Here is a 23,287-nt window from a genome sequence, read left to right as displayed (position 1 = left end):
AAACCGATCAAGGAGTTGCGTGTGTCCATTCGTGTCGCGTTGAACCATGTCACGCATTACCGCTATGACCGCCTCGTCGGCCTGTCGCCGCAAGTGGTGCGCTTGCGGCCCGCACCGCATTGCCGCACGCCCATTCTTTCGTATTCGATGCGCGTCGAGCCCGAGGAACACTTCATCAACTGGCAACAGGACGCATTCGCGAACTATCAGGCGCGGCTGGTTTTTCCCGGGAAAACACGCGAATTCAAGGTGACGATCGATCTCGTCGCGGAGATGGCCGTCTATAACCCATTCGATTTTTTTCTCGAACCGTCTGCGGAAACGTTTCCCTTCAGCTACGCGCCGGATCTGCTGCACGACCTTGCGCCCTATACGATCAAGCGCGAATTGACTCCGCGTTTCGCGGCGTTCGTCGAAAGCATCGACCGTTCGACGGCGCGTCCGACAGTGAATTTTCTCGTCGAATTGAATCAGCGTCTGGCGAATGAGATTCGCTATCTCATTCGCATGGAGCCGGGCGTGCAGACGCCGGAAGAAACGCTTGCGCGTGCGGCGGGATCGTGTCGCGATTCGGGCTGGCTGCTTGTCGAAACGCTGCGGCATCTGGGACTCGCCGCGCGCTTCGTGTCCGGCTATCTGCTGCAACTCGCGCCCGACGTTAAATCGCTCGATGGCCCGAGCGGAACCGAGGTCGATTTCACCGACCTGCATGCGTGGTGCGAAGTGTTTCTGCCGGGCGCGGGGTGGATCGGCTTCGATCCGACTTCGGGCCTGCTCGCAGGCGAAGGGCACATTCCCGTCGCGTGCACGCCGGAGCCGGATAGCGCAGCGCCCGTTTCCGGTGCGGTCGAGAAGTGCGAAGTCGAATTCACTCATGCGATGTCCATCGAGCGTGTGCTCGAAACGCCGCGCGTGACGAAGCCTTATAGCGACGATGACTGGGACGCGGTTCTGCGCATGGGCGCACAAGTGGATGCCCAACTTGACGCATCCGATGTGCGTCTGACCATGGGCGGCGAACCGACCTACGTATCGGTGCGCGACCGCGATGCACCCGAATGGAACACCGACGCGCTGGGGCCGACCAAGCGCGCATATTCGGTCTCGCTGATGAACAAGCTGCGCGCCCAATACGGCGCGGGCGGCTTCCTCCATATCGGTCAGGGCAAGTGGTATCCGGGCGAGCAATTGCCGCGCTGGGCCTTATCGCTTTACTGGCGCGCCGACGGCGAGCCTTGCTGGACCGACCCCTCGCTTCTCGCCGACGAACGGCACCCTGCGAACTACACATCCGACGACGCCGCGCGTTTCATTCGACATCTCGCGGGCAAGCTGTCTTTGGATACAAAATACATTCAGCCCGGCTACGAAGACACCTGGTATTACCTGTGGCGCGAACGCCGGCTACCGGTGAATGTCGATCCTTTCGACTCGCGCCTTGGCGACGAACTCGAACGCGTACGTCTGCGCCGCGTCTTCGATGCCGGCCTGCCTTCGGTGATTGGCTATGCGCTGCCCATCGCCCGCGAGGAAGCGGACGCCTCCGGCGCGGCGCGCTGGCAGACGGGCCCATGGTTCCTGCGCGACGAGCGCATGTACCTCGTTCCCGGCGATTCGCCGATGGGCTACCGCTTGCCGCTCGACTCGCTGCCGTGGGTATCGGAAGGCGACTACCCGTGGCAACACGAGCACGATCCGTTCGGGCCGTCCGCGCCGCTTCGTCGTGCGGCCGAACTCCGCATGCAATACATCCAAGACGCGGTTTTGCATGCTGCATCCGGCATGCCGCATGCAAAACACCAAATCGAGCCCGATGCCGCCGCCACGAGCGCGGACCGCGTTCCCGCGCGGGGCGAATCGGCGGCGTGGGTCGCGCGCACCGCGATCTGCGTGGAAGCACGCGATCCGGCGCGCGCTGCCGGCCCGAAGGCGGAAGCCGAGGCGTTGAAGGCGTCCGAGAAGGGCAGTCAGGGCAACAAGCTGATGCACGTTTTCATGCCGCCGCTTTCGGGCATCGACGAGTATCTGGATCTGCTCGCCGCCGTCGAAGCGACCGCTGCGGACTTGCGGATGCCCGTCATCATCGAAGGCTATCCGCCGCCGCGCGATGCGCGCCTGAAGCTGCTTCAGGTCACGCCGGATCCCGGCGTGGTGGAGGTGAACATTCATCCGGCGTCGAACTGGAACGAACTGGTCGATCACACCGAATTCCTTTACAACGCCGCGCACGAGTCGTATCTGAGCCCGGAAAAATTCATGCTGGACGGCCGCCACACCGGCACCGGCGGCGGCAATCACTTCGTGCTCGGTGGCGCGACGCCACCCGACAGCCCGTTCCTGCGACGCCCCGATCTGCTTGCGAGTCTCATCGCGTACTGGCACAACCATCCGTCGCTGTCGATGCTGTTTTCCGGTCTCTTCATCGGCCCGACGAGTCAGGCGCCGCGCGTCGACGAGGCGCGCAACGATCAGGTCTATGAACTCGAAATCGCGTTCGCCGAACTTCAGCGGCAAGTGGACCTGCTCGGCGGACGCGGCAGCGCGGCGGTGCCGCCGTGGCTCATCGACCGCATTCTGCGCAACATCCTGATCGATGTGACGGGCAACACGCATCGCGCGGAATTCTGCATCGACAAACTGTATTCACCGGACGGACCGACCGGCCGCCTCGGCCTGCTCGAACTGCGCGGATTCGAAATGCCGCCTCACGCGCGCATGAGTCTCGTGCAGCAATTGCTTTTGCGTGCACTCGTCGCGCGCTTCTGGCAGACGCCGTACACGGCGCGCCTCACGCGCTGGGGCACCGAACTGCATGATCGCTTCATGCTGAGCACGTTCGTGCAGATGGACTTCGACGACGTGCTCGCCGAACTGCGCGACGCCGGATTTGCATTCGAACGCAAATGGTTCGATCCGCATTTTGAATTCCGTTTTCCGCTCGTCGGTGAATACGATACGAACGGCATCTCGCTCACCATCCGCAACGCGCTGGAACCTTGGCACGTGCTGGGCGAAACGGGCGCAATCGGCGGCACCGTGCGTTATGTCGATTCGTCCGTCGAGCGGCTCGAAGTGCGCGCGATCGGCTTGAACGACAACCGTCATGTGGTGACCGTGAACGGCGAACGCCTGCCGCTGCAATCGACCGGACGCGTGAGCGAATACGTCGCGGGCGTGCGCTTTCGTGCATGGCGGCAGGCACAGGCGCTGCATCCGACAATCGATGCGCATGCGCCGCTCACGATCGATATCGTCGATACATGGACGGGCCGCTCGATCGGCGGATGTCAGTATCATGTTGCGCATCCGGGCGGGCGCAACTACGAGACGTTCCCCGTCAATGCATACGAAGCGGAAAGCCGCCGTCGCGCGCGCTTCTTTGCAAGCGGACATACGCCGGGACGCATGGATATAGAGCCGCGCGAACGCAGCCTCGAATTTCCGTTCACACTCGACATGCGTCGCCGTTGAACGCATCGGTCACGCGCGAACATCATCGACTAAGAGACGACATTGGCGTTCCAATCCACCTTGCCCTTCGATGCAACCGCCGCGCAACTCGATGCGCTCACGCTTCTGCGCGCGCTGCCCCCACGCGAAGGACGCTGGGATGAACTGCGCGATGCATCCGGCCAGTTGCGCGAGCCGTGGCGCCACTTCTTCGACCTGCTCGGCGAACAGGGCATTGCGCGCCTCGACGATGGCGTCGCGGCAGTCGCTCAACAGATCCGCGATAACGACATCACGTACAACGTCTATGCCGACAATGGCGAGCCGCGTGCATGGTCGCTCGACCTGCTGCCGCTCGTGATAGACGAGGACGAGTGGTCTGCGATCGAACGAGGCGTCGCGCAGCGGGCGCGTTTGATGGAAGCGATCATCGCCGATACATACGGTCCGCAAACGCTCCTTCAACGCGGTTTATTGCCGGGGGCGCTCGTGTTCGGGCATCCCGGTTATCTGCGTTCGGTGAAGGGCTTCATGCCGCCGGACGGGCGCTTTCTGCGGATCGTGGCGGTCGATCTCGCGCGTTCGCCATCGGGTGCGTGGACGGTCATCGCGCATCGCACGGAAGCGCCTTCCGGACTCGGTTATGCATTGGAGAACCGGCTGATCGTCGGGAGTCTCTTCACCGATCCTTTTCGTGCAATGCGCGTGAGCCGTCTCGCATCGACTTACTCGCAACTCGTGGCCACGCTCGCGCAAGCGGCGCGCGCGACGATGCGCGACGAAGAAGCGGATCGCAATGACGCGCCGCATATCGCGTTATTGTCGCCGGGACCATTCAGCGAAACTTACTTCGAACATGTGTTTCTCGCGCGTTATCTGGGCGTCACGCTCGTGGAAGGCAAGGACCTCACCGTGCGTCAGGACAAGCTGTATCTGAAGACGCTGGCGGGTCTCTCGCGCGTGCATGCCGTGCTCCGCCGGCTGGACGATGCATTCTGCGATCCCGTCGAATTGCGCGCGGATTCGAGCATCGGCGTGCCCGGTCTCTTGCAGGTCATGCGCGCGGGCAACGTGGCGATATCCAACGTGCCCGGCGCGGGCTTCACCGAATCGCCCGCGCTCAATGCATTTCTGCCGGGCATTGCCGATGCGTTGCTCGGTGAATCGCTCGAACTGCCCACGGTCCCGACATGGTGGTGCGGCGAAGAGGCCGCGCGGAGCGAAGCATTCGAGCACCTCGACGATGCGTTGCTCGTGCCGACATGGCCGGGTGCGCAAGCCGATCATGCGCCCGGCATCGAGGCGGGCGTGCAGAAACTCGCGGACTGGCGCGAACGGATCGAACGTACGCCCGATGTCTTTACGTTGCAGCAGAGCTTGCCGTTCTCATGCGCGCCGCGCTTTCATGACGGCGCGCTCGGCGCTCGCCCATGCGTCTTGCGTGTCTATGCGATCGCCGATGTCGATGGCACATGGCGCGTGATGCCCGGCGGCTTCACGCGCCTCGCGGCCGACAAGCGCGCGACCGTCTCGATGCAGTTCGGCGGCAGCAGCGTCGATACGTGGGTGCTGTCGAGCCAGCCGGGACCGGCCACATCGTTGCGCCCTTCGATGAAGCCCGGCGATTTGCGCAAGCATCGCATCGTGTCGAGCCGTGCTGCGGAAAACCTCTTCTGGGCAGGACGTTATGGCGAGCGCGCGGAGAACAACGTGCGTCTATGCCGCCTGTTGCTGGGTTCGCTCGACACGAGCGATGCAGACGCGATGTTCAGCACGCTCGTCGAACTCGCGCAGCAATGCGGACTCATTCCATCCATCGATACGCTTGCACGCAGTTCACGGCATGCGTTCGAACGCGTGCTCGTTGCGGGACTCGCGGAAAGCGCCACGCAGACGAGCATCGGCGGCAATCTCGCGGAACAGGCGCGCGCATGCGGCGAGATACGCGACAGGCTTTCGACCGATCACTGGCGCACGATCCTCGCATCACGCAATGACTTTCGCGATGCGCTCGCGCGTCTCAAGCTCGCATCGCCGGAAGCGGGTTTCGACTATGACCGCGTGATGCTCGCGGGCGCGCTCGAACATCTCGCCACGCAGCTTCTTGCAATCAGCGGCGCGCAAGGCGATCGCATGACGCGCGATGAAGCATGGCGGCTCATCTTTATCGGCAGAATGATCGAGCGTGTTTCGACGATGTCGACCTTTCTGCGCGCCGCCGCCGAACACGACACGCTCGGCTTGCCTGCGGGCTTCGACTTGCTGCTGCAACTGTTCGACAGCACGCTGACGTATCGCTCGCTCTATCCGGGGCGGCTCGAAGTGCCTGCGCTCATCGATCTGATCGTCGTGGACAGGACCAATCCGCGCGGACTCTATGGTGTCTATGCACGCTTGTGCGTGAAACTCGATGAAATCGCGGCTGCGGCAGGCGGCGCACGGCGCGCGAATTTCTCGGGCATCGTTCCTCACGTGGATGCCTTGCCTCAACTCGAAACGCTCTGCGAAACAAGCGATGACGGCCGCTATGCGAATCTCATTGCGTTATGCGATTCGATGATCGCATCGGTGAGCGCGGCATCGAACGAAGTCAGCGCGCGCTATTTCAGCCACGCGAATACGCTTGCCGCGCAGGTGTCGTCATGACCGCAACGCTCATTTCAAACGATAAATCCACGACGCTTGCGGTCACGCATCGCACGACGTACCGCTATTCCACGCCTGTCGAAATCGCGCAGCATCTCGCGACCATTCGTCCGTTGCATTGCCCGTGGCAGCAGGTGATCGCGCATACGGAGCGCATCGAGCCGCCGCCTTCGTATGTGCATAGCCGCGTCGATACATTCGGCAATGACGTGCTGTACTTTTCACTCGATGCCCCGCACGAGCGTCTTTCTATGACGAGTGAAACCACCGTGCGTTTGAGCCCGCGCTGGGACCGTCTCGATCCGCATGCAACGCCGCCGTGGGAAAAAGTCGCGCAGAGGCTGCGTTATCGCGCGGGCGCGGCGTTCGTGGCGGAGAGTGAGTATTGCTATGCGTCGCCGAACATCATGATGAACGACGCATTGCGCGAGTACGCGCGCATGAGCTTTGCAAAGGGCACGCCGCTGATTGCAGGCGCGATCGATCTCATGCATAGAATTCATTCGGACTTCGAATATAAACCGTCGTCCACGGCATTCGATACCCCCGCCACGCGCGCATTCGAACTGAAGCGCGGTGTATGTCAGGACTTCGCGCAAGTGATGATCGGATGTCTGCGCGCGCTCGGCTTGCCCGCGCGTTATGTGAGCGGCTATTTGCGCAACGATCCGCCGCCGGGACATCCACGGCTCATTGGCGCGGATGCGTCGCATGCGTGGGTGTCGCTGCATTGCCCGCAAAACGGATGGGTCGATCTCGATCCGACCAACGACGTGCTCGCCGACCTCGATCACGTGACGCTGGCGACGGGCCGCGATTACAGCGACGTGTCGCTATTGCGCGGCATGATACTCGGCGGCGGCACGCATCATGTCGATGTCGCGGTGAACGTGCTCGCGCTCTGAGCACATGACCACGCCTAACTCTGCGCGCGCCGCAAGCGCTCTCTGCTGTTGATGAGATGCAAACGCATCGCGGTGCGCGCTGAATCGGCATCGCCACGTTCGATGGCATCCGCTATCTGCTCGTGCTCGCGATTCACGCGCAGCAGATAGTCCGCATATTCATCGCGCGGAATGGACGTGGCCGTCAGACGCGTGCGCGGAAACATGCGCAGGCCGAGATGCTCCATGATCTCGACGAAATAGCGGTTGCCCGTCGCATGCGCGATCTCCAGGTGAAAGCGGAAGTCGGGCGACACGGTGCCGCCCGCCGTGTCCACGCTGCGCGTGAAATCGTCGAGCGCGGAACGCATCGTGGCGAGCCTCGCCGAATCGCAGCGCATGGCCGCGAGTCCCGCGCATTCGGTCTCCAGGCTGATGCGCAATTCGAGGATCGCGAGCGCGTCCAGCGAGCCGGCGACATCGGCGGGATCGAGCTGCAATAGCGACGATGCCGCTGCTTCGCATACGAACGTGCCGATGCCATGCCGCGTCTCGACGAGGCCCGCCGCCTGTAGCCGCGATAACGCCTCCCGCACGACGGTCCGGCTCACGCCGAAGCGCTGCACCATCTCCGCTTCGGTCGCGATCCTGCTGCCGGCCGCAAGCTCGCGCGATTCGATCTGCGCGCGCAGCGCATCGACAAGTTGCGTCGTGAGGCTGCGTCGGACGCCCGGCGCGAGCGTGGGCGATGCGTTGGAAGCGGCAAGCGAATCTGGCGGTGGCGTCACGGCGCTCCTGGCGTGGTTTTGACAAACGTTGACAAAACATTCGGTAAGTGATGATATGCGCCATGTTGTGATATGACAACGTACAAGAACAGTCGCGCGGGTAATCCCTAGTCGTGAATGCAGGAGACAAAATTCGCATGGCACATCAATTGGACGCGCCCGCAACGGGCGGCGGCTACACACGCTTGCTGCTGACGGGCGCGGCGGGCGGCATCGGGCGGGCGATCCGGCATCGCGTCGCCGAATTTGCATCTTGTATTCGAATCTCGGATTTGCCCGGCGTGCTTTCGAGTGATGCATCCGCCGGCGAGGAAGTCGTGCCGTGCGATCTTGCCGACCGTCAGGCGGTGGATGCGCTCGTCGCCGGTTGCGATGCCATCGTTCATCTCGGTGGCGTCTCGGTGGAGCGGCCCTTCGAGGAGGTTCTCGAGGCGAACATCAAGGGCGTGTTCAACCTTTACGAAGCGGCGCGGCGTCATGGCGTGAAGCGCGTCGTGTTTGCAAGCTCGAACCACGTGACCGGCTTTTATCGGCAGGACGAACGGATCGACGCCACGGCACGCAAGCGTCCCGATGGGTACTACGGCGTGTCGAAGTCCTTCGGCGAAGACATGGCGCAACTGTACTTCGACCGCTATGGCGTGGAGACCGTGAGCATTCGCATCGGCTCGGTGTTTCCGGAGCCGAAGGACCGCCGCATGATGGCGACGTGGATGAGCTACGACGACTTCCACAAGCTCTTGCAATGCGCGCTGTTCACGCCGCAAGTCGGGCACACGATCGTATTCGGCATGTCGGCGAATGCGTACACGTGGTGGGACAACCGCGAGGCCGCGCATCTCGGCTTCGAGCCGCGCGACTCGTCCGAGCAGTTCCGCGCCAAAGTGGAAGCGACGCCGCCGCCCGCCGCCGATGATCCCGTCGCCGTCCTGCAGGGCGGGGCGTTCACGGTCACCGGTCCGTTCGATCCCGTCGCGCCGGTTTAATGCATGCAGCATGCAGCATGCAACATGATGAATGCCATCGCGCGTAGTCAGTCGTCATACGTCGATTGCGCGTGAAGCAAAGGACATCGCCGCCATGTTTTCTCTCGACTTCTCTCCGTTGCTGCCTTACTGGCCGACGTTCCTGTTAGGCGCATGGCTCACGCTCAAGATGACGTGCGTGGCCGTGTTCTTCGGCCTGATACTCGGCATGCTGGTCGCGTTCGCGAAGCGCGCGAAGGTGCCGGTATTGACGCGCCTGTGCATCGTCTATGTCGAGGCCGTGCGCAACACGCCATTCCTCGTGCAAATCTTCCTGCTGTATTTCGGACTGGCGAGCATCGGACTGCGGATGCCGACCTTCGCTGCCGCCGCGCTCGCGATGACCATCAACATCGGTGCATATGCAGCGGAGATCATTCGCGCGGGCCTTGAATCCGTGCCGCGCGGACAGATCGAAGCAGCCGAATGCCTCGGCTTGCCGAAGTGGCGCATCGCGTGGCATGTGATGTTGCAGCCGTCCATCGAGAAGGTTTATCCGGCGTTGACGAGTCAGTTTCTTTTGATGATGCAGGCATCCGCGATCGCATCGCAGATTTCCGCTGAGGAACTCACTGCTGTCGCCAATACGGTGCAATCGGACACGTTCCGCTCGCTCGAAACGTACATCGTGGTGGCGGCCTTGTATCTCGCGTTGTCCCTGCTCATCAAGCTGATTGCGTGGGCCATCGGCGAGCATGTTTTCAAGCGCCGCCGCGCCATTCGACTTGCGGCCAAACGCGCGGGCAAGACGCCGCCGGATCAGCAGCGCATCGATACCGTCATTCCCGGAGGCGCGGCATGAGCGGCGGATTCACTTACGCGCACCTCGTCTATCTGGTGCAATCCATAGGCTGGACGCTCGTGCTGTCCGCGCTCGCTTTCGTGCTGGGCGGAATAGGCGGCTTCGTCGTGATGCTTGCGCGCATCTCGCCGCGTGCGTGGCTCGCACGCACGGCGCTCGTCTATATCGAAGCCATTCAGGGCATCCCGTTGCTCATTCTGCTTTTCATCGTGTATTTCGGGTTGTCGGTCTATGGCTATCAGGTGCCCGCGCTCGTTGCGGCAGGCCTTGCGTTGATGGTTTATTCGAGTGCGTATCTCGGCGATATCTGGCGCGGCTGTATCGAAGCCATGCCCAAGCCGCAATGGGAAGCCGCCGAGTGTCTTTCGCTTTCGCGCTGGCAGAGCTTGCGGCTCGTGATCATTCCGCAAGCCATACGTCTCGCGTTGCCGCCCACGGTCGGCTTTCTCGTGCAACTCATCAAGATGACGTCGCTTGCTTCGGTGATCGGCTTCATTGAATTGACGCGCGCGGGGCAGATCATCAACAACTCGATCTTCCAGCCGTTCCTCATCTTCGGTTTGGTCGGCGTGTTTTATTTCCTGCTGTGTTATCCGCTTTCGCGCTGGAGCCAATCGATGGAGAACAAGCTCAATGTCAGCAATCGTTAAGGTCGATGAGATTCACAAGAGCTTCGGCGCCAATCATGTGCTGAAGGGCGTGTCGTTCGAAGTCAATAAGGGCGAAATGATCGCCGTGATCGGCGCAAGCGGCTCAGGCAAGAGCACGGCGTTGCGCTGCATCGACCGGCTCGAAACCGTCGACCAGGGGCAGATCGAGGTATGCGGCATTCGCGTGGACGATCCGAAGGTCGACTTGCATCTGCTAAGGCGCGAAGTCGGCATCGTGTTCCAGAGCTATAACCTCTTTCCGCACTTGACGGTCGAAGAGAACATCATGCTCGCGTTGCGGCACGTAAAGAAGCTCGCGCGCGACGAAGCGCGGCGCATTGCAACGAACGTGCTCGAACAAGTGGGACTCGGGCAGAAGGCCGAGTCGTACCCCGAGCAATTGTCGGGCGGCCAGCAGCAGCGTGTGGCCATCGCGCGTTCGCTTGCCATGTCGCCGAAGGTCATGTTGTTCGACGAAGTGACATCGGCGCTGGACCCGCAACTCACCGGCGAAGTGCTGCGCGTGATGGAAGACCTCGCCGCCGACGGCATGACGATGCTGCTCGTCACGCATGAAATGGCGTTCGCCAAGCGCGTGGCGGATCGCATCATCTACATGCATCACGGCAAGGTGTGGGAAGTCGGCGATGGCGGCATGCTCGACGCGCCGCGCACGCCTGAATTGCGCGCCTTCCTGGACAACGGGCTTTGACGGTTAGAAGCGATAGTGCGTTTCATTCCTTGAACATCAATAACGACGGAGACATCACTTGAAAGCCAGCCAATTCATTGCACGCGCTTCCCTTGCAGCGTTCATGTTCGCGGGCGCCATGCATGGCGCGATGGCCGATCAGCTCGACGACATCAAGAAGGCGGGCGTGGTGCGCGTCGCCATTGCAATGGGCACGCCGCTTTTCAGCTATGCGGATGAAAATCTCAAGCCCGCAGGCTCGGACGTGGATACCGCCGCGGCGCTCGCCAAAGATCTGGGCGTGAAGCTGGAGCTGGTACAGATCACCAACGCGGCGCGTGTGCCGACCTTGCAGGCGAAGCGCGCCGACCTCGTGATCGCGGACCTTTCGATCACGCCGGAGCGTGCGAAGGTCGTCGATTTCTCGACGCCTTATGCCGTCATCACGATCATCGTCGGTGGCATCAATAGCGCGAAGGTCAAGGACTATGCGGACCTGGACGGCAAGACCGTTGGTTTGACGCGCGCCACCGTCAACGACACGCTCACGACGCAACTCGCCAAGGGCGCGCAAATCCAGCGCTACGAAGACGATGCGACGCTCATCACGTCGATGGTCACGGGCCAGATCGATATCTTTTCGAGCACGCCGTCGAATCTGCAGGAGATGCAGCATCGCGCGCCGCAACGTCACATCGAAATGAAATTCGAGCAAAAGAATTTCGATCTCGGCATTGCAATGAACAAGGATCAGCCGCGCCTGAAGGAGTGGGTCAACAACTGGGTCCACACGAACATGCAGAACGGCAATCTCAATACGATCTACAAGAAGTATCACGGACGTGACTTGCCGGACGCCGTGCGCAAGAGCTAATGGCGGTTGCCTGGCGGCGGGTCATCCGCCGCCGGGCAATTCAGGACTTGCGCGTATAGCGAACCCACACGACGTCATTCTCGAGTTTCTCCACCGAGTCGAGCTTGAGATACGTCGGCTGCTGCCACTTCTCCATGCCGATTTCGAACGACGACGGATGCGTCTCGCGTCCATCGACGAGCGGAATCAGCAGCACACTGACTTCGTCGGCCAATTGCGCATTGACGAAAGCGCCCGACACGTGACTGCCGCCTTCGACGATCAACGTCTTGATCTTCAACTCGCGCTCGAGCGTATCGACCACGCGCTTCAGATCGATGTCGTCCTTTCCGCCGAACAGATACGAAGCGCCGATGGATTGCAGATAGGCGAGATAATCGTCCTCGACTGTTTCGGCCAGTACTTCGACGATATGTGAATCGAGCGCGGTGCTGCTTTTCCATGCAACGCGGCCTTTAGGGTCGATGGAAATGGCATATTGGCTCGCATCGCGCGTGGCGAAATAATCTGTGCGTGGAATGGGGTTCTTTGCAAGTCCGCGCGGATAGTCCCGGTCCTTGCCGTGTGAGATTTCCTGCATCGTCACGCGGCCGCAGACCCACGCATCGGCCTTGAAACGCGCAGCGGTTTCTTCATAGCAAGGGGAAGCGAAGCTGAGATGCCAGCCGTCGGTGAGACTGCGGCCATCGACCGACGACATCATGTGGCAAATGATATGCATGAGTGCTCCAGCGTGAGTAAGTGCAACGCTGGCGCAAGTCACATGCCTATTTTCTTCTTACACCCGAGTCAGTTCCGGGCTTCTCGTCGGGTGGCAGCGGGCCTTCCTCATCGATCGTGCTGCCTTGACGCCAGACATCCTTGCCGGCCTCGGACAGCTCTCCGCTACTCGCGTCCTTGCCGGACTCCGAGCCTTCGATTGCCAACTTGCCACCGGCTTGCTCTTGTGACGGCAGTTTCTTGCCTTCCTCAGCGGCAATGCGGTCCTCTTGCGATCTGCCTGCATACGTGGCCATAGATCCTCCATGAGAGTGCGGTTCCAGGCATTGAGCAGCAAGCAATAAGCCAAGGCCGCGCCGTCGTCCTCGCAAACTCACTCGGACAGAGAGTGTCTCTTCAGGCGCTTATGCTGGCTGTAAATAAATACAGTGCTTCGACCATGACTGAATTACTTTCACGAGGCCCGGCAGACGGCAAAAACTGCCATGTCTATCACCCGCCGGAAAATGCGCAGGCGTTATTGTTTGGCTGGATGAGACGCGCTCGCGACGCGCAAGTGCGCCACTATGCAATGGCGGACCGGTTATCTGCGTATGGCCGACGCCTCGGCCTCGCCGTGATCGGCATTACTGCGTTGACGGGAACGTCGTCGTTTTTGTCGCTTGCCACGAGCGCCGTCACGCCGGAGCTTCGCGTGGTCGTCGGACTGACGAGCATGGGCGCGGCCGTCCTGGCTTCGCTGCAGACGTTTCTGCGCTACACCGAGCGGGCCGATCTGCATCGAAGAGCAGGGGCCCGCTATGGCGCGGTCCGGCGACGGCTCGAAGCCATGCATGTCCGCGATGTCAGTGGCCGCGAGACCGCGGAAATGACCGCCGTGCGCGACGAACTCGACGGCATCGCTCAGGACGCACCGCCCGTTCCGCGACGGGCGATGCGATGCCCCGAGCCGCCTACGAACTCATCAGGCGTCCCCATTCGTAGTCGACGGCATCGGGACGCATCGGAAACACACCCGCCCCCGGCGTGAACGTCAATTCGCCGAAGTAAATCTTGTCGCCCGGCGCGTATAAATCCACGCGCACATATTCGAAACCTTCGGCGAGCGCGGTTGCAATGGCAAGCAGCTTGTCGAAGTTCTCCGGACGCGGCAGCGGCACGTCGCTGCGCGCGTAATGACCGATTGCGATGTCGAGGCGATTCCAGTCGCCGTCGTACATGTCGCCGCGCGGATGCTCGCCGAAGCGATCCGAAATGAGCGCGGTGAACACGGTCGGCTTGCGCTCGCCCGGGCGGAAGAAGCAGTGCATTTTGATGTCCGCGGGCACGATGCCGGTTTGTTCGAGCAGCAGTTCCTCGAAGAAAATACGCGGACTGATGGTGCGGTAATGCCGTTCGCGCGCAACACGATAAAAGTCGGTCGCGAGCCACTGCTGCGCAAGCGCGTGCAGTTCTTCGAACGTGGTTTCCGACTTGTCGTGGACGAGCTTGACGAATCCGCTCCCGTGATTCGCCTTCATCACGAAGCGCTGGGGCAGGGCGTCGAACACCTCGCGCGTAAATTTGTCCGGGGCGGCAAAGAGTTCGGGCAGATGTCCGTCGCCAATCCGGTCCCGCACATAATCGCGAACGGTCAATTTGTCTGTCAGATCGACAAATCGCGGGTCCGGATGAAGGCAGCGGTACAGGATTTTCTCATTGAACGTCCTCGGCGCATTGATGTTCGGAAAACGTCCGACTTTATGCAGATGCGCGATACGCAAGAAAATGCTGTCGGGAAGCCAACCTTTGGCGTTGTCGACCAGCCTTTTGGAAAGCGACATTCTTTCTCCTGGATAGGACGCGGTGTGTCGTTGTGTCAGTTAGCGAACGAATGATACTTACGTTTGTAAAATAGGCAACGACCAAGTTCCCTGTAATCACTGCCGGTAATGACATGCGGGGTATCGCACAGACGCGCGCTGCTTTCGGCGTTCATCGAACGCGGACGTTCGTCCGCCAGGAACGAAGCCCATCGGATAATCACGGGAACACATTGCGTGCCCCAGGTCAATATGCAAATCGCGATGGAAAGCGTGACGGCCGCACTTTCACAGTCTCTCGCGCGCGCCGAAAGTTCATGGCGTTCGAGCGAAATGCGATCGATTACCGCTTCGATGCTCGAATGGACCAGTTCGACGAGTAATACCAGTAGAAGCGTAGGATTAGCAAGAAACAAGCGCTGAATGGCCGGAACGAGCTTTCTTATTCCCACGCTGACTTAAAGCCTTTAGCTGAGTTTTTCAGCGCAAAGAGGCCCCGGAAAGCGCCGGTCAATTTTTCTCTTGTTTTCTTGTCCTCAACGATCGCGTTATTCGATTCACCCATGCATAGAGGCGCGTCGAGTAACTTAGGATGGCAAACCAATATTGCCGATTCGGGCGCGCCGTCGGTGGGCGATCCAGTGCCGGTTTGAACGACGGTTCCGCGCAAGCAGACACGCCGCCGATCGATTTCGACGACGCATCCGCCTGCCATACGGCACAGCATTTACTTCTGCGTGATCACGCCCTTGACGAACCAGTCCATTTTCCAGAGATCCTTGTCCGACAGCACTTGGCCTGCGGCCACGCGCTGCTGGCCATCGCCGGAGCCGAGCGGACCCGCGTAGATCTGCTTGCCCTTGATGATGGCGTCGCGCTCGGCACGAATCAGCGCCTGCTTGTCGGCGGGAACGGCGTCGCTGAAACCGGCGATATCGGTCCCGCCGTCCTTCATTTCGATCAGCGCGCCGTTGGGCGCGGGCTGCCAGTTGCCCGCCTTGATCTTGCGCACTTCGGGGATCAGGAACTTGTCCCACACCCACACGGACGAGCAAAGCGTCGACTTGGGGGCGTACTGTCTCATGTCCCTGTGATGCCCGGTCGCATGCACGCCGCGCTCCTGCGCGACGAGCTGAACGGTCGGCGTATCGGTGTGCGCGCCGAGCACGTCATCGCCGTGGTCGATTAAAGCGGTCGCCGCCGCACGTTCCTTCACGGGATCGTCCCACGCGCCGGTGTACACGACCGTGACCACCGCATTCGGATTGATCTTCCTCGCACCGAGCGCATACGCGTTGATGGTCCAGTTCACCACGCCAAACGGGTGCGCGGCGACGAAGCCGAGCTTGCCGGTCTTCGATACCGCCGCTGCCGCCATGCCGCAGAGATACTGACTTTCGTAGGTGCGGCCGTAGAAGGATTCGAGATTCGGGCCATTGGTCGTGCCCGCCGCGTTCAGGAACGCGACATCGGGATGACGGCTTGCGAGTTCCTTGAATGCATCGGAATAGCCGAACGCGGTGCCGATGATGATGTTGTTTCCACGCTTGATGAGTTGCTCGACAGCGGGCACGACCACCGCGGGATCTTCGCGAATGCTCTCCACGTAGGCGATCTTGTCGCCGAGCGCGGCTTCCATCTTGACTCGCGCTTCATCGAATGATTGAGTCCATCCGGCGTCGTTCTTCGAACTGAAGTACACCATGGCGATCTTGGGTTTGGCCTTCAGCGTGAAACCGTCCGCATACGCGGTGGTGGCAGCGCCACAGCAAGCAATCGACATCGCAAGCAGGAGACAGCGAGTGTTCATGGATCACCTTTTCTATAACGTTAGGATAACGACGCATTACTGATGGATGAATCGACTACGGAATGCGCAAGCTCAGCGCCGCTCTTCGCGAACGTAGGGTTCACCGAGGGCGCATGGCGTTTCGTCGTTGCCGCGCTGCACGACCGCGACCTGGATCATCACGGCGAGCGTGATCAGGTAGGGCGCGCAGAGCACGTAGTACTGAGGCAGGCTGATGCCCGCTGCGGCCATCTGCGGGATGAGCGCTTCGATCCCGCCGAAGAGCAGTGCGCCGATCAGCGCGCGACCCGGCGACCAGCGCGCGAAAATCACGAGCGCCACTGCAATCCACCCGCGTCCGCCGGTCATATCGGCGATCCACATATGCGTGCTCGCCACGGAGAGGTATCCACCGGCGAGTCCCAGCAACGCAGCGCCTGCCATGACGGCCAGAAACCGGATGCGCAGCACCGCGATGCCGGCGGCGTCCGCGGCCTGCGGGTTCTCACCGACCGAGCGCAGGCGCAATCCCCACACCGTGCGATTCAGATACCAGGCCACGGCCACGAAGATCAGCGGTGTCAGATACACCACGACGTTCTGATTGAAGAGCGAACCGACGAGCGGAAGATGAGCCAGCGGTCCGAGCGAGATGGCTTGCAGACCTTGGACCGGCCGATTGATCCACCCGGTCACGGTACCCAGCAGCCCTGTCAGTCCCTGACAAAAGAACACGAGCGCGAGGCCCGAGATCACCTGATTGACGCGCAACCAGACGACCATCACGGCGAACAGTATCGAGACGGTTGCGCCTGCGATCATCGACATGAAGAGAGCAAGGCCGGCATTGTTGAACGTGAGTTGAGTGCCGATGCCAGCGAGCGCACCGACGAGCATGATGCCTTCGGCGCCCAACGAAAGCACGCCGGCACGTTCGCTCACGATGAGGCCGAGTGCCGCGAGCGCGAGCGGCACGGCAACGTCCGGTATATTTCCGATCCAGCTAAAGAGCAGACTCATTCGGTGGTCCCCACGGGCGACAGGCGGTAGCGAGTAAAGAAGTCGGATGCCGCGACGACAATGACGAGAATCGCCTGGATGAGCTGCACCATCGAAAACGGTATCTGGTACAGCACCTGCAGGCTGCGGCCCGTGACGAACAGCACGGCGATCAGCAACGCGACCACGCTGGCGGCGATCGGGTTGTTGCGTGCAAGGAAAGCGATAAGGATTCCGGAGAATCCATAGCCGCTGTAGAAATCCTGCGTGAGGCGTCCGGCCTGTCCCGCGGTCACGGTGAATCCCGCGAAACCCGCCAGCGCTCCCGAGAGCAGCACGACGCCCGCCACGACGTTGCGCACGGGTATGCCCATTGCCTGCGCCGCGCGCGCGTTGACATTCACGAAACGCACATAGATGCCGGCCCGGCTGCGATGAAGAAACCACCATGCGGCGAGCGACAACAACACGGCCAGCAGGATCGCACAGCTATACCCGTTGACGATGTCGGGAAGCCGTTCTTCTGGCAGAAAGTTGCGCGAGTGAGGAAACGAATCCCTCGGGTCTTTCCATTGGCCGTACACCAGATTCAGCAGAAGGTTGGCCGCGACATAGTTCAGCATGAGCGTCGAGATGATTTCGCTGATGCCGAAGCGCAACCTGAGCACGAGCGGCAACACGGTCCATAGCGCGCCGCAAACCAGCGCTGCCGCGCCCATCAGCCACAGTCGCGTTCCGGGCGTGCTGGCATCGGCGAGCGCAACCGCAGTGGCACCGATTGCGCCCCACACCATCTGACCTTCCAGCCCGAGATTCCAGAATCTGGCGCGAAAGGACAGCGCGGCTGCGAGGCCGACCATCACCGTTGGCGCGGCCTGAAAGAGGACCGCGCGGACGTTGTCGGCATCGCCCAGAGTCGCGACGACGAATTCATCGAAGAGATCGCCTGCCGAAACGCCTGCGGCCATCAGGATCGCCACACAGACTGCAAGGCCTATCGCAACCGACACGGCCAGCACGACAGCTTGCTTGTGCCATGCAACGTCCTGGCGCAACTCGACCGCATAACGCCGCGACAACAGCGATGGCCGGCGCGTACGCCGATGAGTCGAGCTGGCGTCGCCGTCGAGCGCGGGGTCGGGAACGCGCACGTCGGTCTGGTTGGACGGTACGGTATTTGTCATAGATGCTCCATGGTTGCAGGACTCCTTATGAATGAGCGACCATCGCCTGGCCGATGGCCTGTCTGTCCACGGGCGCGCTGAAGTTGCCGACGATGCGTCCGCGCACCATGACACCGGCCCGGTCGGCGAGCGCCAGCACTTCGTCGAGGTCTTCGCTGATGACGAGCACGGCGGCGCCTTCATCGCGGGCCGCGCGAAGCCGCGCGTGGACCTGTGCGCTCGCGCGCGCATCGAGTCCCCGGCTGGGGCTATGCGCAAGGACGACGCCGGGGCGCCGGGCGAACTCGCGCGCGATCACCAGCTTCTGTGCGTTGCCGCCTGAAAGCAGCGAGACGCGTTGACGAAGCGAACGCACGCCGAGCACATCGAAGTGCTTGACGGCTTGGGCAGCGTCTTCTTCCATGCGCCGATAGTCGAGCCACAACGGATTGCCGTACCGCCCCGCATGCACCTGACCGATGGCGACGTTCTCGACCACCGAAAGCAGCGGGGCGAGCGCGAACGTCTGCCGGTCAGCGGGGATGCACGCGATACCCATCTCGCGACGATCGACCGCGCTCGCGCGACGCAGGTCGCCCGCGCCTTCGATCAGCATGGAGCCGTCGTCGAGCGGCAGCAGGCCCATGATCGCCTGCATCAGTTCGCTCTGGCCGTTGCCGCCCACGCCGGCAAGCCCGTAGATTTCGCCTGCGTGCACGGTCAGGTCGACGCCATCGAGCGCAGGCAAGCCCTGCCGCGCGCCCGATTGTGAAGCCGCGCTGCGCACGCCCCGAAGACGAAGGCGCGGCGCTGCGCGGTCGCCCATCGCAGCCGTATTCGACGGCTTCTCCGCTGCGACGGTCTCGCCCACCGCGAGCCGCACCATCTCCGCCTCGGACATGTCGGACGGCTTGAACGTATCGACGGTGCGGCCGGAGCGCATCACGGTGACGCGGTCGGCGTAGCGGCGGACATCGGCCATCTTGTGCGTGACGAGCACGACAGCCGATCCTTTCGACGCCAGAAGACGCATGGTTTCGAGCAGTCTCGCGGCTTCCTGGTCGGTGAGCACGGCAGTCGGCTCGTCGAGCACGAGAATGCGCGCGCCGGCCAGCAGCACTTTCAGTATCTCGACGCGCTGCTGTTCGGCCACCGACAATTGCGAAACGCGCCGGTCCGGATCGATTTCGAATCCGAGCGCCGCGCACTGCGAACGAATGGCCTCGCGCACCTTGGCGAGCCGTTTGCGATAAGCGAGCCGTGCGCCGTTCATCGGCATGCCGAGCAGGATGTTCTCGGCAACGGTGAAGCGGGACACCAGCTTGAAATGCTGATGAACCATGCCGATGCCGATACGCGCCGCATCGCGCGGCCCGCTCAGCCGCACGGGATGACCGCCGACCGAAATGGTGCCCGCCTCGGGCGCGTAGAGACCCACAGCCACGTTCATGAGCGTGGATTTGCCCGCGCCGTTCTCTCCGAGCAACGCGTGCACTTCGCCCCAGCTCACATCAAACTGCGCATCGCTCAACGCGATGAATCCATCGAATGACTTGTGGATTCCAACAAGATCGAGTGCCGTCGACATGCGAGTCCCTCGTTAGTATCGTTCGTGGTTCGCCAGGTAATCAGGCGGTTGCCTGCGTTTCTAATAGTTATGCATCTCAGTCTGCAGCACGGCCTTAAAGCGCTTCCTTCGTTCGAAGTCTCGACAGTCAAAATAGCGTCGAACATGCGCAGTCGATGCCGCATCCAATCTGCCGTGAGGGATGTGAAGAGCAGCCGTTAGCTCGTGTTATCTGTACAGATGCGTCGATGCGGCGCGTTGGCGGCAAGCGGTTCGAATCAACTGAAGACGTGGACAGGGAGCGCTCTGCACGCAGGAGCGTGCCGTGGCAGCGCTCATCTATCGCGACGCGTTATCGCGAGCAGCGCAAGATAGCGGCGACAGTCTTCAACCGCTATTCGCCGTTCACGCGTTCCTGCGTCGAGGCCCGCTTCTTTCATCCGATGGAACGCGGCGCGTGGCGTTCCATCCTTTGCCCTGGTTCAGCAGCAACGCAAAGCGGCCACGATTCGGTCGGGTCCGGATGCGTCTGCGCCGCGCGAATGCGCCTTCGATCGATCGCGGAACGCTTTATGCGAGGACTGGCGTGTTCTCCATACGTCATACCCGCTATCGCCACATGCCTTCCGACGTCGAATACACATCCTCCCGTCCTTCCGCAAGTGTCCTTCTCGCCCGCGACTGGGCTGACACGCCGCTCGGACCGCCCGAGCGCTGGCCGGTCGCGCTGCGCACCTTATGCGATGTCATAGACGGCTCCGCGCAGCCGATGTTCATCGTCTGGGGCCCCGAGCGCGTGCTCATCCATAACGGCGCTTACGTGTCGATTCTCGCGGACAAGCAGCAACACGCACTCGGACGCCCGTTCCTCGATGTCTGGTCCGAAATCGCCCGCGATCTCGCGCCGCTCGTCGATCAGGCGTATGCCGGCGTTCCCGTGCATATGGACGACATCACGTTGACGATGCTTCGTCATGGACGCGCCGAAGAAGCCCACTTCGCGTTTTCGTACACGCCAGTGCGCGTGGAGAGCGGCGGCGTGGGCGGCTTTCTGTGCGCGTGCGTGGAGACGACCGAACGCGTGCTCGCGGACCGGCAGCGGCGCGCGGTCGAAGAGCGGCTGCGCGCGACGCTCGCCATCAAGACCGTTGGCGTGATCCGCTGGGACGGCCAGTATCGTTTGGCCGACGTCAACGAAGGTTTCCTGCGCATGACCGGATTTACACAACAGGAAGCGCTCGGGCGGACGTGGCGCGAACTGACGCCGCCGGAGTTCTGGCCGGCGTCGGAGCGCGCGGTATCGCAAGTCATGACGCTCGGCGAGGCGGTGCCCTACGAGAAGCAATATTTTCGCAAGGACGGCTCGCGCTGGTGGGGACTCTTCGCGCCACGGAAGTTCGCCGACGGCGCGATCGAGATCGTCCTCGACATCACCGAGCGCAAGGAAGCCGAGAAGCGCTTGCGGGAGCGCGAGCAGCGGCTGCGGCTCATCGTCGAATCGGCGACGGAATATGCGATCGTCACCGCCGATTCCGATGGCCGCGTGACGACCTGGTCGCCGGGCGCCGCGCACACCTTCGGGTATCGCGCGGACGAGATCGTCGGGCGCTCGTGCGACATTCTTTACGTGCCCGAAGACGCCGAGGCCGGCGTGTCGGCGCAGGAGCTGGAGAAGGCGCGCCGCGACGGACAGGCTTCCAATACGCGATGGCATCAGCGCAAGGATGGCAGCCGCGTCTTCATGAGCGGATCGACGAATCTGCTGCGCGACCCCGCCGGCGCGGAGATCGGCTTCCTCTTCGTCATGCACGATGAAACCGAGCGCCGCCGCGCCGAAGAAGAGCTTCGCGAGGCGGAAGAGCGGTATCGCTTTGCCGCGCGCGCGACCAGTGACGCGATATGGGACTGGGATGTGATCACGGACACCATTCAGTGGAACGAGGCCGCCGAGGTGCATTTCGGCTTCGCGCCGGACGACATTCCGGAATCGAGCGCGTGGTGGAAGGAGCACATTCATGCGCAGGATCGCGAGAGCGTGGTGGCGTCGATCGAGGCGGTGATCGCGAGCGATAACGATAGCTGGATGGCCGAGTACCGGTTCGAACGCAGCGACGGCTCGTACGCCGATGTCCTCGACCGTGGCACCGTGCTGCGCGATGCCGAAGGCCGCGCCGTGCGGATGGTCGGCGCCATGCACGACCTGACGCGCCGCAAGCAGGCAGAAGCGACGCTGCGTCATCTGAACGAGACGCTGGAAGAGCGCGTCGTGCAGGAAGTGAGCGCGCGCCTCAAGACCGAAGAAGCGCTGCGTCAGAGCCAGAAGCTCGAAGCGATCGGGCAACTCACGGGCGGCGTGGCGCATGACTTCAACAACCTGCTGACCGTCATTCGCGGCGCGGCGCAAATGCTCGCGCTGCCGAGCCTGCGCGAAGAAAAGCGCGCACGTTATGTCAGCGCCATCGCGGAGACGGCGGACCGCGCTGCAAAACTCACGAGCCAGTTGCTGACCTTCGCTCGCCGGCAGGCGCTAAAGCCCGAAGTGTTCAACGTCGGCGAACGCATCGATTCGATCGGCGAGATGCTGCGCACCGTGGTGGGATCGCGCGTGAAGCTGACAATCGATTCGAAGTGCGAAATATGTTACGCCGATGCGGATATCAGCCAGTTCGAGACCGCGCTCGTCAACATGGCCGTCAATGCGCGCGACGCGATGGAGGGCGACGGCGAGCTGCTCATTGCCGTGAAAGCGGCGCACGCGGTGCCGAAAGTGAGAGGGCATGGCAAGGCGGACGGCGAATACGTGGCCGTGAGCATCACCGATACCGGCTCGGGCATCGCACCGGAAAACCTTGCGCAGATTTTCGAGCCGTTCTTCACGACGAAGGCAATCGGCAAGGGAACGGGCCTCGGATTGAGCCAGGCGTATGGCTTCGCGAAGCAGTCGGGCGGCGAAGTCGATGTGAAGAGCGTGCTCGGGCAAGGCACGACGTTCACCGTCTATCTGCCGCGCGTGCCCGCCGCGGTCGCGGAGGCGACGCTCTCCAGGACCGCGACGGAAGACACGCGCGGCCATGGACGCGTGCTGCTCGTCGAAGACAACGAGCAGGTCGGGCAGTTCTCCAGCGATCTTCTCTCCGAACTCGGCTTCGAGACATCGTGGGCGGCGAACGCCGAGGCGGCGCTGCGATTGCTCGACGAACAGCCGGACAAGTTCGCCGTCGTCTTCTCCGATGTCGTGATGCCCGGGATGAACGGCGTCGAACTGGGATCGGAAGTGCGCAAGCGTTATCCCGATCTGCCCGTGATTCTGGCGAGCGGCTATAGCCATGTCGTGTCGCAAGGCTTGAATCACGACTTCCAGTTGTTGCAGAAGCCTTATTCGATCGACGAACTCGCGCGGGCGCTGCGCAATGCCATCACAAGTCGCGTGAAATGAC

The 23,287-nt window shown here is 62.1% G+C and carries 21 protein-coding genes; 11 read left to right on the top strand and 10 right to left on the bottom strand.

Annotated elements, in window-relative coordinates:
- Positions 1-21: 21 nt before the first annotated feature.
- From NCR39_RS25005 to NCR39_RS24995, 3 genes are read left to right on the top strand one after another with little or no spacing between them, the layout of a single operon-like run.
- Positions 22-3,471, top strand: coding sequence for a transglutaminase family protein (locus NCR39_RS25005; protein ID WP_250454850.1), 3,450 nt, complete (start codon positions 22-24; stop codon positions 3,469-3,471).
- 42 nt (positions 3,472-3,513) lie between these two features.
- Positions 3,514-6,096 (top strand): circularly permuted type 2 ATP-grasp protein, encoded by a 2,583-nt coding sequence (locus NCR39_RS25000; RefSeq protein ID WP_250454849.1) that lies wholly within the window; start codon positions 3,514-3,516, stop codon positions 6,094-6,096.
- Positions 6,093-7,001, top strand: a complete 909-nt coding sequence (locus NCR39_RS24995) for a transglutaminase family protein (RefSeq protein ID WP_250454848.1) — start codon at positions 6,093-6,095, stop codon at positions 6,999-7,001. Before NCR39_RS25000 ends, NCR39_RS24995 begins: the two co-directional genes overlap by 4 nt.
- Positions 7,002-7,015: 14 nt before the next feature.
- Here the strand turns inward: NCR39_RS24995 and NCR39_RS24990 are convergent, their stop codons facing one another.
- A complete protein-coding gene (locus NCR39_RS24990) occupies positions 7,016-7,768 on the bottom strand; it encodes a FadR/GntR family transcriptional regulator (RefSeq protein ID WP_250454847.1) in 753 nt (250 codons plus the stop codon).
- Positions 7,769-7,905: 137 nt separating this feature from the next.
- On the opposite strand from NCR39_RS24990, the gene NCR39_RS24985 reads away from it, so the two are divergent.
- The 5 genes from NCR39_RS24985 to NCR39_RS24965 all read left to right on the top strand — a co-directional run bounded on the left by NCR39_RS24985 (position 7,906) and on the right by NCR39_RS24965 (position 11,810).
- Positions 7,906-8,754 carry an NAD-dependent epimerase/dehydratase family protein gene (locus NCR39_RS24985; RefSeq protein ID WP_250454846.1) on the top strand — a complete coding sequence of 283 codons (849 nt, stop codon included), beginning with the start codon at positions 7,906-7,908 and terminating at the stop codon, positions 8,752-8,754.
- A 94-nt stretch (positions 8,755-8,848) separates the two neighbouring features.
- A complete protein-coding gene (locus tag NCR39_RS24980) occupies positions 8,849-9,595 on the top strand; it encodes an amino acid ABC transporter permease (protein ID WP_250454845.1) in 747 nt (248 codons plus the stop codon).
- Positions 9,592-10,245: an amino acid ABC transporter permease gene (locus NCR39_RS24975; protein WP_250454844.1), complete on the top strand. Its 654-nt coding sequence runs from the start codon at positions 9,592-9,594 to the stop codon at positions 10,243-10,245. The genes NCR39_RS24980 and NCR39_RS24975 overlap by 4 nt, the downstream gene beginning before the upstream one ends.
- On the top strand, positions 10,229-10,957 hold the full coding sequence (locus NCR39_RS24970) for an amino acid ABC transporter ATP-binding protein (protein ID WP_250454843.1): 729 nt from the start codon (positions 10,229-10,231) through the stop codon (positions 10,955-10,957). Before NCR39_RS24975 ends, NCR39_RS24970 begins: the two co-directional genes overlap by 17 nt.
- A 58-nt stretch (positions 10,958-11,015) precedes the next feature.
- Entirely contained in the window at positions 11,016-11,810 is a 795-nt protein-coding gene (locus NCR39_RS24965) for a transporter substrate-binding domain-containing protein (RefSeq protein ID WP_250454841.1), read from the top strand.
- A gap of 40 nt (positions 11,811-11,850) precedes the next feature.
- Here the strand turns inward: NCR39_RS24965 and NCR39_RS24960 are convergent, their stop codons facing one another.
- Both NCR39_RS24960 and NCR39_RS24955 read right to left on the bottom strand, forming a co-directional pair.
- On the bottom strand, positions 11,851-12,531 hold the full coding sequence (locus NCR39_RS24960) for a dihydrofolate reductase family protein (protein ID WP_250454839.1): 681 nt from the start codon (positions 12,529-12,531) through the stop codon (positions 11,851-11,853).
- Positions 12,532-12,577: 46 nt separating this feature from the next.
- The gene (locus NCR39_RS24955) at positions 12,578-12,826 is read right to left on the bottom strand and encodes a hypothetical protein (protein ID WP_250454836.1); all 249 of its coding nucleotides are present in this window, start codon (positions 12,824-12,826) and stop codon (positions 12,578-12,580) included.
- Between the two features lie 92 nt (positions 12,827-12,918).
- On the opposite strand from NCR39_RS24955, the gene NCR39_RS24950 reads away from it, so the two are divergent.
- The gene (locus NCR39_RS24950; protein WP_502800277.1) at positions 12,919-13,560 is read left to right on the top strand and encodes an SLATT domain-containing protein; all 642 of its coding nucleotides are present in this window, start codon (positions 12,919-12,921) and stop codon (positions 13,558-13,560) included.
- On the opposite strand, the gene NCR39_RS24945 is transcribed toward NCR39_RS24950, so the two are convergent.
- Complete coding sequence (locus NCR39_RS24945; RefSeq protein ID WP_350029696.1) at positions 13,484-14,149, bottom strand: ATP-grasp fold amidoligase family protein; 666 nt, start codon at positions 14,147-14,149, stop codon at positions 13,484-13,486. The genes NCR39_RS24950 and NCR39_RS24945 overlap by 77 nt on opposite strands.
- Here NCR39_RS24945 and NCR39_RS29830 point away from each other — a divergent pair.
- Positions 14,036-14,407, top strand: a complete 372-nt coding sequence (locus NCR39_RS29830) for a hypothetical protein (RefSeq protein ID WP_350029698.1) — start codon at positions 14,036-14,038, stop codon at positions 14,405-14,407. The two genes, NCR39_RS24945 and NCR39_RS29830, sit on opposite strands and share 114 nt — an antisense overlap.
- Here the strand turns inward: NCR39_RS29830 and NCR39_RS24940 are convergent.
- From NCR39_RS24940 to NCR39_RS24915, 6 genes are all read right to left on the bottom strand, one after another.
- Complete coding sequence (locus tag NCR39_RS24940) at positions 14,389-14,784, bottom strand: diacylglycerol kinase (RefSeq protein ID WP_250454832.1); 396 nt, start codon at positions 14,782-14,784, stop codon at positions 14,389-14,391. The two genes, NCR39_RS29830 and NCR39_RS24940, sit on opposite strands and share 19 nt — an antisense overlap.
- On the bottom strand, positions 14,775-15,059 hold the full coding sequence (locus NCR39_RS24935) for a hypothetical protein (RefSeq protein WP_250454829.1): 285 nt from the start codon (positions 15,057-15,059) through the stop codon (positions 14,775-14,777). Before NCR39_RS24935 ends, NCR39_RS24940 begins: the two co-directional genes overlap by 10 nt.
- The gene (locus NCR39_RS24930; RefSeq protein ID WP_250454827.1) at positions 15,060-16,142 is read right to left on the bottom strand and encodes a BMP family ABC transporter substrate-binding protein; all 1,083 of its coding nucleotides are present in this window, start codon (positions 16,140-16,142) and stop codon (positions 15,060-15,062) included.
- Positions 16,143-16,214: 72 nt separating this feature from the next.
- Positions 16,215-17,141, bottom strand: a complete 927-nt coding sequence (locus NCR39_RS24925) for an ABC transporter permease (RefSeq protein ID WP_250454825.1) — start codon at positions 17,139-17,141, stop codon at positions 16,215-16,217.
- Entirely contained in the window at positions 17,138-18,304 is a 1,167-nt protein-coding gene (locus tag NCR39_RS24920) for an ABC transporter permease (RefSeq protein WP_250454823.1), read from the bottom strand. Before NCR39_RS24920 ends, NCR39_RS24925 begins: the two co-directional genes overlap by 4 nt.
- Positions 18,305-18,329: 25 nt before the next feature.
- Positions 18,330-19,871, bottom strand: a complete 1,542-nt coding sequence (locus NCR39_RS24915; RefSeq protein ID WP_250454821.1) for an ABC transporter ATP-binding protein — start codon at positions 19,869-19,871, stop codon at positions 18,330-18,332.
- Positions 19,872-20,469: 598 nt separating this feature from the next.
- Here NCR39_RS24915 and NCR39_RS24910 point away from each other — a divergent pair.
- The gene (locus NCR39_RS24910) at positions 20,470-23,286 is read left to right on the top strand and encodes a PAS domain S-box protein (protein WP_250454819.1); all 2,817 of its coding nucleotides are present in this window, start codon (positions 20,470-20,472) and stop codon (positions 23,284-23,286) included.
- The last annotated feature ends 1 nt before the right edge of the window (position 23,287 follow it).

The sequence above is a fragment of the Caballeronia sp. ATUFL_M2_KS44 genome, from assembly GCF_023630965.1.
Classification (GTDB): domain Bacteria; phylum Pseudomonadota; class Gammaproteobacteria; order Burkholderiales; family Burkholderiaceae; genus Caballeronia; species Caballeronia concitans.
This window is presented reverse-complemented; position numbering and strand designations above follow the sequence as displayed.